Here is a 13,716-nt window from a genome sequence, read left to right as displayed (position 1 = left end):
CTCCTTTTTGCATTCACTTTGTCACATCATTTCTACACTCTATTATTTAAGGCCCGTATGTCCCGACTCTTCCACAATATAGCGTTGTGCGAAAAAGAAGAGGGCAAGAGGTACAATACTAATTAACAATGTCACCGCCATAATCCCTTCCATATCAACGCCAAACATACCTTTAAACTGTGCTAAGCCTAGCGTTAATGTATATTTACTTTGGTCATTTAAGAAAATAAGCGGTCCTAGGTAATCGTTCCAACAACCTAAAATATTAAAAACAGCAACAAGAATTAAAATCGGTTTCATAATCGGTAAATAAATACGGTAGTAAACTTGAAAAGCGTTCGCACCATCCATCCTTGCAGCCTCATCAAGCTCCTTTGGAACAGACATAATAAATTGTCTCATTAAAAAGATAAAAAACGCACCGCCAAACCAAGATGGAATAATTAACGGTTTTAACGTATTAATCCAGCCAAGAGCATTAAATTCCATATACAGCGGAATCATTGTTACTTCCCACGGAATCATCATCGTCGCTAGCACAATCATGAACAAAATATCGCGTCCTTTAAATTTAAAGCGTGCAAAACCATACGCTACTAAAGATGATGAGATTAACTGTCCGATTGTTGAAAATACTGTTACAACAATTGAATTCCATAAAAAAGTATTAAATGGTTGACTCGTCCACGCCTTTGCAAAATTACTAAATTTAAACTCCGATGGAATCCACTTTGGTGGATATACATATAATTCTTCTGGTGATTTCACAGATGTTGTAATCATCCAAAAGAAGGGCAATAAAAATAAAATGGAAAAACCTATTAATAGTGCGTACACTACAATTCGATGTATGCGCTTCTTCGTTTTCACACCGCATCCTCCTTATTCATTTTCTACTTCGACTTCATCTCATTTTCGTAATAAACCCACGCTGCTGATGATTTAAAAACAAGTAATGTTAACCCTAAAATGATTAAAAACATAAACCAAGCATTCGCTGATGAATAGCCCATTTTAAAATACTTAAATGCATTTTCATATACATACATCGCGTAAAAATAGGTAGACTTTAATGGTCCTCCACCCGTTAATACAAGCGCTAATGTTAATTGTTGAAACGCACCGATAATTGTTGTAATTAAATTAAATAAAATTGTCGGCGTTAACATTGGCAATGTGATTTTGAAAAATTGTTGTACTTTGCTAGCTCCATCAATGGAAGCTGCTTCATACAAGTTTTGCGGAATATTTTTTAATCCTGCTAAAAAAATGAGCATAAGCGTACCTTGTCCCCATAAACTTGCAATTACCATCGCAATGAGCGACCAGTTCGGATCACTTAACCAATTGGGTCCTTGTATACCAACAAGCGATAGAAAATAATTCAAAATGCCATACTCTCCGTTATACACCCATGCCCAAATCATTGCTAAAGCCACACCAGAAATAACGCTTGGCAAATAGAAAAATGTTCGAAAAAACGCATGTCCTTTTACTTTTTGATTTAGCAAAATCGCTAAAAATAGAGCAATAATTAAATTAAACGGAACAAATAATGCTGCAAATTTCACCGTAATCCATAGAGAATCCCAAAACATCGGATCATTCAGAAACATATCTTGGTAGTTTTTTAATCCAATAAATTGAACTTCTCCAATAAGCGGCCAGTCAAAAAAACTAATAAACAATGAGAATAAAAGGGGACCAAGGGTAAAGGCTACAAAGCCAAATACCCATGGAAATATAAATGCGTAAGGAACGAGTTTCTCCCATTTCATTTTCTTTTTTCTGACGGCTATATTCGTTTCACCCTCTATAGACACTCCATATTTCAACATCCACACCTCTTTGCTTTTACAATTATTTATCCATATACTTCTCTGAATCTTGAACCGCTTTATTTAATAATTTCTCTGGATCTTGTCCAAGCATAATTGCATTAATTGCCGCTGATAAATTCCGATTTACTTCATCCCATTTTGGGTTAAGTAAAAATGCTGGTGTATTTGTTGAACGTTCTAGCATTGTGTAAAACGGTTTAATATTCGCATCTTCTTCTTTCTTCAGTTCTTTCACAACACTGATTCGAACTGGTAAATCAGAAGTTCGCATTTTAATCGCTTCTGGTGAAGAGTAAAATTTAACAAATTCCCAAGCTAACTCTTTCTGTTTTGCATCCTTTGCAATTGAAACAGCTGATGTACCAACAAGTCCCTTTACCGGTTTCCCTTTAAATGTAGGAGGTTCTACTGTACCAAAATCAATTTTTGCATCTTTAAATCCTTCTAATGGCCAAATTCCACTCTCCCACATCGCTAGCTTATTCGCTTTAAAAATATCGTCACCACTCTGTTGATTCTTTCCACCTACTAATACAGCCGTTTTATCCTTTAGCATACTTTGAAAAGATTTCATAACCTCAATTGTTTCTGGACTATTCATATGTCCTTTTATTTGTTTCCCATCTTCACTTACAAAACTACTACCGTTACTCCAAATAAACCCTTGTAAATCATACGTATCTGGCTCAGGTCGTAAAGCAAAGCCATATTGTTTATTACTTGCATCTGTTAACTTTTTCGCAGTGTCTACAAACTCATCCCAAGTCCATCCATCTTTCGGGTATGGAATATTTGCTTTATCAAATAACTTTTTATTGTAATATATAACCCGCGTTGTAAAACCTGCTGGCATACCATATAATTTCCCTTCAATACTAGAGTAGTTAAATAACCCTTGATAAAAGTCATCTAATTTCATATCTGGATCCTTCTTTGCTAGTTCATCTAAAGGCTCAAGAGATTTATAGTAAGCTGGGAAATTCCACATATACATAACATCCGGTGGGTTTTTCGCTCCGAAAGATGCTGCGAGCTTTTGATCAAAACCATCACCATAAGCCTCCACCTGTACTTTTACTCCCGGATTCTTCTCTTCAAACTTCTTTGCAATTTGCTGCTGGATCTTTAAATTTTTCCCAGCATCCCAAGTTGCAAATCGCAATACTTTTCCATCATTTGATGTTTGTTCCTTTTCATCATCCTTTGATGATTTTTTACTTGCAGTCTCATTTGAGCTACAACCAGCTAAAAAAACAATAAGTACGAGCATAAAACTAAGACATACATGTACCATTTTTCTCACTACACACACTCCCCTTCTCCAAAAAGCTTTATTATTTCTGATTTTTCAGAATAAATAATTTAACCGCTTTCATTTTACCTTTTATGAAAGCGGTTAAAAACATCGTTTTGTTCGATTTTTGTTATCAAATTGTTCGTTTAACAAAAGTAAGGTGTCAATTTGTTTTAAATAAAGTTTCACATTGTTTTTCTCGATATTCTGATGGCGTTGTTCCTGTACACTTTTTAAACCATTTACTAAAATATTTACTATTTGAAATACCAATATGTTCCGCTACCTCTTGAATCGTAAGTGCGGTTGTTTGAAGCATTTGCATGGCAAGTTCAAGTTTTCTTCGTTCTGTAAAAGAATGGAAACTTTCACCTATTATCTTTTTAAAAAGCATACTAAAATGACTCCTGCTTAGCCCCACCATCTCTGCCACTTCTGAAACAACAATTGGCTCTGATAAATGATTCATTGTATACAAAATAGCCTCTTTAATTGTTTTTGGCCAATTGTTAATCGTTACTTTATACTTAATCTCAAGTTCTGCAAATTGCTTCATCGATTTAACCGAATCCATCCATTGCTCGGTGCTGAACAGCTCCCCTGATGTAATCCAATATAGCTCTTCGTAGTTACTCTTTACATCCATAAACATTTGCTCCATCATTTCCTTATAGTTTTCATTAAGAAATAAGAAACATTGCTCCTTTCCACATAATATCTTCACATGTGGATTTGGTATCTTTTGATCAACCTCTTGTAATATGAGATGTAATCTCGATTCCGATCTTATAAAACAAGCATAATACCCATCGTTCATCCATTTCCATTCATTACGAAATAAATCCACAAGTACTTCTTGAAACTGATTTTGAAAACCACATAACCATTGAAAAAAATCTTCGTAAAAGAGAGATTTTTGCTGTTCAATCCCTTCTACTTCCCTATGAATCATTAACTCTTTTTGAAATGCTCGTAAATATTGATCCAGCTCCTCATCATGAAACGATGTTTTCAATAAATAACCTGAAACCCCTAGTTTAATTCCTTCTTGCGCATATTCAAAATCACGATGACAACTTAATAATAATACCTTTGTTTTCGGCGCATATTGTTTAATCATTTTCACAAACTCAATTCCATTTACAACAGGCATAACAATATCCGTAATAACTACTTCTGGCTCATGCTGTACAAACTCCTCCCATCCTCTCTCACCATTTGGCACATCCGCTACTACTTCCATATTATACGCTGACCAGTCTACCGCCATTTTCAAGCCCCTTCGAACAATCGTCTCGTCATCCGCAATGAGCACTTTAATGCGTTTCATTTCTGTCTCCCCCCTTTGGCCAAAGAATCTGAACTATAGTCCCTTTCTTTTCTTCTGATTGAATCGTTAATCCATACTCTATCCCAAAATGCAATTTAAATTTTTGATCGATGTTATATAATCCAAGTCCACCTCTTTGTTCTGCAGACGGCTCTTGTAATAAATTTTGTTTCCGCCTATCAAAAATACCACGACCATCATCGGTAATCTGTATGCATAAGTCACCATTATCCTTTTCAAATGCCGATAATGTAATGATTCCGTGTCCATCATCGAAAGCATGAAAAAATATATTTTCAAATATAGGCTGAAGCGACATTCTTGGAATTTGCTCCCCTTTCATAGAAACCGAGACATTTTGTGTATAAGAAAAATGATTCCCAAATCGAATTTCCTGTACTTTTAAATAATGCTCAATAATCGTTAATTCACTTTGGAGTGTAACAAGGTCATTCGCAAAGTTTAAATTTCCTTCTAGCACAGCAACAAGATGATAAATCATTTCACTTACATCATTTGCCCCCTGAAGCTTTGCTTTCCATTGAATCGAATTTAACGTATTAAATAGCAAGTGCGGATTAATTTGATAATGAATTGCTTTGAGCTCAGCTTCTTTTTTCAACTTTTCCTTCTCATATATTTCCTCTACTAATGATTTAATTTTGACAACCATTTTATTAAAATTCACAGTTAAACTCCCTACTTCATCTTGTGAATTTACTGGTATATTTGTATAAAAATCTCCTTTACTTACTTGAGATATTGCATAATCCAAATTCGTTACATTTTCCGTTAACTTAGCCGAGATTAAAAATGCCAACATAAAAGCTAAGCATAGCGATACAACAATTCCAATCAATGTAACAAACAAAATGATTGTAGAAGATTGATAAAATTCTTTTTCTGGGATAATAATTTCTAGACTCCATTTATTTGATGGAATTGGCTTTTCCCAAATGATATCACCCTTGTTTTTTTTATAATTTTCATCCGTCGTATAAATCACCTGTTTTTTTTCATCCCGAATCGTAATCAGCGCATGCAAATCTGTTTCTAATGAATCAACAAACTTAAATAAATCCGTCACATCTGTTTCTACTAATATCCGGCTATCTTTCAAGCTACCAAATGATGTTTTGACTGGAACAAGTAATCCAATTACTTTGTTTTTATCAGTTACAGAGTAATGGTTCGGAACATAGATCCCATTCCAATACCCTTGTGATAAATCTCCTTGTTCTTCCCAAAATTTTTCTTGTTTTAGTTTCTGCACATCTAAATACCGATCTCCATAATAATAACCGCTAGGTGTAATTAAAAAGATTCCCTTCGTTTGTGCTGTTTTATGCGCTTCTAAAAACCTTTCAAAATTTTTCTCAGTAATAAATTCCGAATACGATTTCGGTGCTTCTTTTTTCAAAACAATTAATGTCGGGTCTGATAAATACTCTTGAATATCACTAGCAATTAAATGCATATGGCTTAATGTTAATTCAATCTGAGTTTGAAGCTGCGATATAGCAAACTTTCCATAATCCCCAAACTGTTCATTTACAAGATTGGATGACTTTTCATATGACATCCAGCTAAACAGTATAAGCGGAATAAGTGCGACAACTAAAAAACATGTTAATAACTTTAAACGAAGGCTTTTTCGAATTTGTTGCACCATTCTCCATAATCTAAATTTCTTCATTAGCTCCATCCCTTATCCTACTTATCCATCTTATTTTTTCAGAATATTCCAACTTAAATATATTTTATCAAAAATAACGTTAAAATCTATAAAAAAAAAGCGCTTTATTACAAGCGCTCTTTTTTTAGCTAAGAAGAATACTTCATCGTTAAATGCAAAACAGCTATTTCATCTCCAGCATTTTTATAACTATGCTTCTTATTCGCTTCAAACTGAATCGAATCAAATTCATTTAATTCATACACATCATTTTCAACTTGAATCGCAACTTGTCCCTTCATAACTGTAACGAGTTCAATTGCCCCTTCATGGTGAGACTCTGGCTCGTATATACTCCGGGGCCTTAAACAAGCACGATGCATCTCCATGCCGGTTTCTTTCGTATATCGAAATATAGTTTCTAATCGCCATGCTTGTCCTGCATCTACCGCAAACCCTTCCCCTGATCGTGAAATAGCTACTGGTTCTCCAACTACCATTAATCTCGACAACGGGATTGACAACCCCTTCGTAATTTTCCAGATGACGGCTAATGTTGGATTCGTTTCACCTCTTTCAATTTTTCCTAATGTTAATTTACTAACTCCCGTTTTTTGTGCCAATTCTTCTAAACTTAATTTTTGTTCATTACGAATTTGTCGTAATAACTGACCAACTTGCTGAATAACTTCTTTTGTTTGCATATCCTCTTTTTCTTTCATAATAACAAAATCACCTCGAAGTATAAAATAGTTTACTTTTATATAATTTTAGTATATTATACTATACATAAATGTTTCAAATCTCGAAAGGAGTGCTTACGCATCATGCGTGCAATATTATTAGGTATTTTATCATCAGCTTTTTTCTCTGCAACATTTATTATTAATAGAGCGATGAATGTATCCGGAACAAGCTGGGCTTGGACTGCTTCTTTCCGCTTTTTATTCGCTCTTCCTATTTTATTCCTTATCGTTTTATTTCGCAAAAACCTCGGGGGACTCTGGTCAGAAATGCGAAAACATCCTTTTGCATGGCTAGGCTGGGGGTCTTTAGCAGGTATCGGTTTCTATTCTTTATTAAGCTTTGCAGCTGTCTTTTCTCCAGCTTGGCTTGTTGCGGGAACTTGGCAAGTTACAATACTAGCTGGCTTGCTACTATCGCCATTATTTTTTATTACGACTGAAACAAAAACAGGGACAAAACGTGTACGAGGCAAAATCCCACTTCGTAGTTTATACGTATCACTTTTCATTTTAATCGGTGTCATTTGCATGCAAGCAACAGAAGCTGGGCATATTACAGCAACTCAATTTATATCTGGTTTTCTTCCTGTTGTTCTTGCAGCTTTCCTATATCCATTTGGTAATCGAAAAATGATGGAAGTTGTAGAGGGACGCCTTGATACATTCCAGCGTGTATTAGGAATGGCGATTGGTAGTCTTCCTATAGCAGTGATTCTTGGAATATATGGTTTTTGGGAAACGGGTATACCAACATCAGGACAAATGCTTCAAGGATTTTTATTAGCACTATGTTCAGGTGTTATTGCGACAATGACATTTTTCTTTGCCACAGATTTAGCAAAAGATAACCTTTCCTTACTAGGTGCTGTAGAAGCAACACAAGCCGGAACGATGATATTTACTGTTCTTGGTGAAATCATTTTCTTAAATGGTTCATTCCCTATCGGACTCTCACTTATTGGGATGATTATCATTATGGCTGGAATGGTCACAAATAGTATTTTGAATCGTTCTGTTCCAGTCGCTGGGCAAAAGAAAACAGCATAACAGGGCGTTAAAAAAACATGATTCTTCTTTGGAGAACCATGTTTTTTTATGTAATTAAAATTGTATAAATCTTAATCATTTATTTAATCGGAATATTTTTTCATTCCTTGTTTATAATTAGAACAGCATCATTCTATGTTATAATACGTTCTCATGCGTATTTTAAGGAGGGAAATTATGCTAAAAAAAGGAATTGCTGAATTTATTGGAACTTTTGTACTTGTATTATTCGGAACTGGAACTGCTGTTTTAGGCGGCGGAATTGAAGGAATTGGTATTTTAGGAATCGCCATGGCTTTTGGTTTATCAATTGTTGCTATGGCATATAGCATTGGAACAATTTCTGGATGTCACATAAACCCAGCAGTATCAATTGCCATGTTCATAAACGAACGAATGAATGCTAAAGAGCTTGGGTGTTACTTATTAGCTCAAGTTTTAGGTGGTTTATTAGGAACTACAACATTAGTAACAATTTTAAAATCTGCTAATATGTCTTTAGATAACTTAGGACAAAATGGTTTTGGGAAACTTGAATTATCAGGCTCTTTCTTAGTTGAATTTATTTTAACATTCGTCTTTATTTTAGTTATTATTGCTGTAACAGGTAAAAGGGGTAATGCACAATTCGCTGGATTAGTAATTGGTTTCACGTTAGTATTAGTTCACTTACTAGGCATCCCATTAACAGGAACTTCAGTTAACCCTGCCCGTAGCCTAGCACCAGCTTTATTTGCTGGAGGAGAAGCTGTATCTCAATTATGGGTATTTATTGTCGCTCCGATTCTTGGTGGTGTTGTTGCTGCCATTATAGGGAAATTTGTATTAAATACTGAAAGATAGAATTTTCAATCTTTTTAAGATTGAAAGAAGCGAGCCTTTTATATGAGGCTCGCTTCTTAATTCCGAATTTTCGATTGTAAGTTTGTCACAAGCTGCTGAACAGTTACATTTGCAAGTACATTTTCCATCGCTTCTTGTGCTTGCATTAATATAATCTCCAATACCGATTGAATATTCGCTCCTACTGGACATTCAATGTTAGGATTCTCATGGAAAGAAAATAGATGCCCTTCTTCCACTACTTCTACTGCTTTATATACATCAAGTAATGTAATCTCATCTAAATCACGAGCAAGTGATGTACCACCTTTTCCGGCCTGAACATCAACAAGCCCCGCTCTCTTCAACATTCCTGTAATGCGGCGAATCACAACTGGATTTGTATTCACACTACCGGCAATCCATTCAGAGGTACAGCGAGAGTTTCGATCTATCGCAAGTAACGTTAACATATGAACACCTACTGTAAAACGGCTACTAATTCCCATCTGCACACCCTCCTTTACGTTCATTCTATCAAAAGCTGATACCTATTATTATATACTATATTTCATTTATACATAAAGAAAAAGCATGATTCCCTTAGAAAATCATGCTTTCATGATTATTGACGCTTAATAAATTTAGCTAAATCTTTGAATTTCACTTTATCAGAGTAATTCATCACACCATTGACGAAAATGCGGCTGGCAATCCAATTAATAATTAAAATTGTTACAACTAAAATTGCTAATGTAACGCTAATCTCTAACACTCCTGCTTCCCCAGCTACAACGCGTGAGAACGTAACCATCGGTGTAAAGAACGGAATATATGAACTAATTAAAACAAGTGTACTATTTGGATCAAATAGCGACTTCATACTAATGAAGAATGCTCCCATACCTAAAAATGTAATCGGCAATGCAACTGATTGTAAATCTTCTAACTTAGATACAACTGCTCCAGCCGCTGCATATAACATTGCATATAGTAAATATCCTGTAATAAAGTAGATAATAAACATACTGACCACTAATGTATCTAAAGTTGAAAAATCTAAAGAAAGTCCAAATATTGAAGCATTATCTAAATCAATCCATCCTAATAAATACGGAATGATAAATCCACAAGCAAGTACAGCAATTTGTAATAAAGCTGTAGCTACAACAGCTAAAATTTTCGCATACATCATCGTAAGCGGTTTTACTTTTGGAAGCATAAGTTCCATAACACGTGATGCTTTTTCAGATGCAATTGTTGTCCCAATTGCATTTCCAAATGAGATAATAAACATATACAGCGCAAACGAAAATGCATAACCGATACCAAAAGAAGATGCGCGATCTTTTATTGCCTCTTGCTTCATGGGAATTTCTATTTGTAATTGTTTCGCTACTTCTGGTGAAACATTATTCTTCTTAATCATTACAGCTGTGTATTGCTCCTTCAAATAACTTGCCATGAGCGTAGAAGTTGACTGACTTGGAAATCCACTATACATATACGTAACTTCTGGAATACCATTTTTTTCTGTGATATGAAATAAACCGTCTAAATCTCCTTCTTCCACTCTCTTATGCAGTTTATCAAACTCTTCCTTTGAGGCTACAGTTACTTTTGCTGAAGGAAGTAATTTATTTAAATCACTTTCTTTTACTTTATATGTAGCACTTTCTGTTACCACCGCAATTTTATCTTTCCCTTTATCTGTATCAGAAGTAAAGTGGGTAAATGCTACAATCCCAAACACAATTAAAAATAAAATAGCACTCGTAATCAAAGATTTTTTAGATAAAAATGATTCTCTAAAATAAAATGAAAATACATGAGAAAATTTACGCATTGTTATTTCGCCCTTTCTACAAATATTTCGTTTAGCGTCGGCTCTAACATTTTAAATTGTCTTAAGCTTATACCTTGTTCCTGCAATTTCTTTAAAATCATTAAAGCTTCTGCATCATCGTGGACTTTCACATATAGCAGTCCTTGTTGTTTTTCATACGAAATATGCAAGGCTTGTAATGCTTGTTCATTTTCCACCGCATCTTCAATTGTTAAATTTCGAAAACCGTATTCTTGCTTAATATCGCTTAGTTTTCCTTCTACAACCGCTTCCCCTTTTTTCAAAATACACACATGTTGGCAAAACGCTTCTACTTGTTCCATACGATGGCTAGATAAGATAATTGTTTTTCCACTTTGCACTTGTTCTTCAATAATGTTTGCTAACATACCAGCATTCACTGGATCTAGTCCGCTAAACGGCTCATCTAAAATAAGGAGCTCTGGATCGTGAATAAGTGCAGCAATTAATTGGATTTTTTGCTGATTTCCTTTTGAAAGCTCCCCTGCCGTTTTGTATTTATATTCCGGGATTGCCAATTTTTCTAACCATCGATCAATCGCACGGTCTACTTCTTTTTTTGTCATTCCTTCTAATCTACCAAAATAGCGAAGCTGGTCTATCACTCTACTTTTCGTATATAATCCTCTTTCTTCCGGAAGATAACCAATTGTTACACCACTTTGAGAAATTGCTTTCCCATTCCATGTAATGGATCCTTCATTAGGAGTTAATAAACCAAGAAGCATTTTAATCGTTGTCGTTTTTCCTGCACCATTTCTTCCAAGTAGTCCTAACACTTCACCTTTTGGTAATGAAATTTTCAATTGATTGACCGCTTTTGATTCTCCAAATATTTTCGTTAAGTTTTTTATTTGTAAGCTCAAATATAGCCCTCCCCTTTTTCAGCATTCTTCCAATCTTCTAAATGGTATGTTGAATACAGGAGAAATATTGTAACATATATAAATCTTTTAATTTTTATAATCAAATTTAAGATCCCTCATATATCCATCCACCATTTGTTTCATTTAGTTAAAATTGTAAATAAAAATCTAGCATTTGTCAATTATAATTGTCATTATGACAAAAAACATTGTCATTTATCATCATCTAATTCCTTACTTATTATACTTAAATAGGACATACTACTGTATATACAAAGGACAATATGCAAAAGTTCATAAAAAAGATTACGTAAAATATTATATTTTAATATATAATATTAAATGATTTATTTACATCAAGGAGGATACATATGAAGATGAAAAGGGGAATTACCACATTATTATCTGTAGCCGTTCTCTCTACATCACTTGTAGGATGTTCAGGAACAGCAGAGAAAACTGTGGCAAAAGAAGAAAAAGTAAAATTAACAGACCAGCAACTCATGGCTGATTTATGGTTCCAAACAGCTGGTGAAACGAAAGCATTGTATTATCAAGGGTATAACATTGGACAATTGAAACTTGATGCAGCTCTTGCAAAAGGTACAAGCAAAAAGCCAGCAATTGTACTAGATTTAGATGAGACTGTTTTAGATAACAGTCCTCACCAAGCAATGACTGTGAAAGAAGGAAAGGGCTATCCTTATAAATGGGATGAGTGGATCAATAAAGCAGAAGCTGAGGCTCTTCCTGGTGCAATTGACTTCTTAAAATATACGGAATCTAAAGGTGTAGACATTTATTACATTTCAAATCGCAAAACAAACCAACTAGATGCAACAATTAAAAACCTTGAGCGCGTTGGTGCTCCGCAAGCAACGAAAGAACACATTTTACTACAAGATCCGAAAGAAAAAGGGAAAGAAAAGCGCCGTGAACTTGTTTCACAATCGCATGATATTGTCCTATTCTTTGGTGACAACTTATCTGACTTCACTGGATTCGATGGAAAATCTGTAAAAGATCGCAATCAAACAGTTGAAGAAACAAAAGAACAGTTTGGCGAAAAATTTATCATTTTCCCTAACCCAATGTATGGTGATTGGGAAGGTGCACTATATGATTACAACTTCAAAAAATCTGATGCAGAAAAAGATAAAATTCGTCGTGATAACTTAAAATCATTTGAAGTAAAATAGCAAAAAAGGATGGCCTAGGCCATCCTTTTTTGCTATTTTCTCTCCCAATTCCATAAATCCAATTATATATATATCCGAACGTTATATATAATTCAACAAAATCACACATTTTTTGACATTTTCTTTGCAATTCTATTACGTTATGACTCTTATATTTCTTTTTATAATAACTAGACTTATAATAAAGACTGTTAGACAAACTATATGAAAGGACTGAGATTACACAGCGTTATGAAAAAAGTAATTATTATTTCTGCCACTGCGATTGTAATCGGTATCACATCCTTCGCTTACTTCGGCTCTAAATCTCCACTACAAAATGAAGCGAAAGCTGTCGAAACAAAGAAACATATTGAACACCCAAAAGAAGAGATTCCTGTATTTCCAAAAGCAGCTCATACAGCAAAAAAAATAGATGAGAACTTCTCCCTTGTTACAAATCCGGATTCACCTCTTGTATTAGTAAATAAACATCGTAAACTACCAGATGGCTATACACCAGATGGCCTTATAAAACCAGACGTTCCATTTGCATATCCAAAAGATAAAGAAAAAACATTACTTCGTAAAGATGCTGCGGCAGCGCTTGAAAAGATGTTCCATGCAGCAAAAGAGCAAGGGCTAGAACTTACTGCAGTATCAGGATACCGCTCTTATAAACGACAACAATCGTTGCATAATATGTACATAAAAAGACAAGGACAAGCTGAAGCAGATTCGGTAAGCGCAATCCCTGGAACAAGTGAACATCAAACAGGCCTTGCAATGGATATTAGCTCTAAATCTGCAAAATATCAGTTAGAACCTATTTTTGGCGAAACAAACGAAGGAAAATGGGTAGCCAAACATGCTCATGAATTCGGCTTTGTTATTCGCTATTTAGAAGATAAAACAGATACAACAGAATACTCATATGAACCGTGGCACCTTAGATACGTCGGTAATCCATATGCTACATACTTACATAAACATCACTTAACATTGGAAGAAGCAATGGGTGCAAAAAAATAAGAGGCTCCTCTCTTATCC

At 34.7% G+C, this 13,716-nt stretch carries 13 protein-coding genes; 4 read left to right on the top strand and 9 right to left on the bottom strand.

The features are described from left to right. Window positions 1–42 precede the first annotated feature (42 nt). The 6 genes from AC1M36_RS05685 to AC1M36_RS05660 form a co-directional block, all read right to left on the bottom strand. Window positions 43–870, bottom strand: coding sequence for a carbohydrate ABC transporter permease (locus tag AC1M36_RS05685; protein WP_336450274.1), 828 nt, complete (start codon window positions 868–870; stop codon window positions 43–45). Between the two features lie 23 nt (window positions 871–893). Further along, window positions 894–1,838, bottom strand: coding sequence for a carbohydrate ABC transporter permease (locus tag AC1M36_RS05680; RefSeq protein ID WP_336450275.1), 945 nt, complete (start codon window positions 1,836–1,838; stop codon window positions 894–896). A gap of 22 nt (window positions 1,839–1,860) precedes the next feature. Beyond that, on the bottom strand, window positions 1,861–3,111 hold the full coding sequence (locus AC1M36_RS05675) for an ABC transporter substrate-binding protein (RefSeq protein WP_479845679.1): 1,251 nt from the start codon (window positions 3,109–3,111) through the stop codon (window positions 1,861–1,863). 187 nt (window positions 3,112–3,298) lie between these two features. Beyond that, complete coding sequence (locus AC1M36_RS05670; protein ID WP_336450276.1) at window positions 3,299–4,465, bottom strand: response regulator transcription factor; 1,167 nt, start codon at window positions 4,463–4,465, stop codon at window positions 3,299–3,301. Beyond that, on the bottom strand, window positions 4,452–6,170 hold the full coding sequence (locus AC1M36_RS05665) for a sensor histidine kinase (RefSeq protein WP_479845643.1): 1,719 nt from the start codon (window positions 6,168–6,170) through the stop codon (window positions 4,452–4,454). Before AC1M36_RS05665 ends, AC1M36_RS05670 begins: the two co-directional genes overlap by 14 nt. A gap of 119 nt (window positions 6,171–6,289) precedes the next feature. Beyond that, a complete protein-coding gene (locus AC1M36_RS05660; RefSeq protein ID WP_336450278.1) occupies window positions 6,290–6,862 on the bottom strand; it encodes a helix-turn-helix domain-containing protein in 573 nt (190 codons plus the stop codon). Window positions 6,863–6,967: 105 nt separating this feature from the next. Between AC1M36_RS05660 and AC1M36_RS05655 the strand changes: the two genes are divergently transcribed. Both AC1M36_RS05655 and AC1M36_RS05650 read left to right on the top strand, forming a co-directional pair. Continuing rightward, a complete protein-coding gene (locus tag AC1M36_RS05655) occupies window positions 6,968–7,933 on the top strand; it encodes a DMT family transporter (protein ID WP_479845642.1) in 966 nt (321 codons plus the stop codon). A 177-nt stretch (window positions 7,934–8,110) separates the two neighbouring features. Next, window positions 8,111–8,776, top strand: a complete 666-nt coding sequence (locus tag AC1M36_RS05650; protein ID WP_479845641.1) for an aquaporin — start codon at window positions 8,111–8,113, stop codon at window positions 8,774–8,776. A gap of 56 nt (window positions 8,777–8,832) precedes the next feature. Here AC1M36_RS05650 and AC1M36_RS05645 read toward each other — a convergent pair whose 3' ends face one another. The 3 genes from AC1M36_RS05645 to AC1M36_RS05635 form a co-directional block, all read right to left on the bottom strand. Continuing rightward, window positions 8,833–9,264 carry an Rrf2 family transcriptional regulator gene (locus AC1M36_RS05645; RefSeq protein ID WP_000512994.1) on the bottom strand — a complete coding sequence of 144 codons (432 nt, stop codon included), beginning with the start codon at window positions 9,262–9,264 and terminating at the stop codon, window positions 8,833–8,835. 116 nt (window positions 9,265–9,380) lie between these two features. Next, a complete protein-coding gene (locus AC1M36_RS05640) occupies window positions 9,381–10,601 on the bottom strand; it encodes an ABC transporter permease (RefSeq protein ID WP_336450281.1) in 1,221 nt (406 codons plus the stop codon). A 2-nt stretch (window positions 10,602–10,603) separates the two neighbouring features. After that, window positions 10,604–11,488 (bottom strand): ABC transporter ATP-binding protein, encoded by an 885-nt coding sequence (locus AC1M36_RS05635; protein WP_336450282.1) that lies wholly within the window; start codon window positions 11,486–11,488, stop codon window positions 10,604–10,606. A gap of 371 nt (window positions 11,489–11,859) precedes the next feature. Here AC1M36_RS05635 and AC1M36_RS05630 point away from each other — a divergent pair, with 371 nt between their 5' ends. Both AC1M36_RS05630 and AC1M36_RS05625 read left to right on the top strand, forming a co-directional pair. Continuing rightward, window positions 11,860–12,687 (top strand): 5'-nucleotidase, lipoprotein e(P4) family, encoded by an 828-nt coding sequence (locus tag AC1M36_RS05630; RefSeq protein WP_336450283.1) that lies wholly within the window; start codon window positions 11,860–11,862, stop codon window positions 12,685–12,687. A 231-nt stretch (window positions 12,688–12,918) separates the two neighbouring features. Beyond that, window positions 12,919–13,698, top strand: coding sequence for a M15 family metallopeptidase (locus tag AC1M36_RS05625; protein WP_479845640.1), 780 nt, complete (start codon window positions 12,919–12,921; stop codon window positions 13,696–13,698). Window positions 13,699–13,716 lie beyond the last annotated feature (18 nt).

Source organism: Bacillus sp. Medicinal_06, assembly GCF_056711665.1.
Note: the sequence above shows the minus strand (reverse complement) of the source record. Positions and strands in the feature narration are given on the sequence as shown.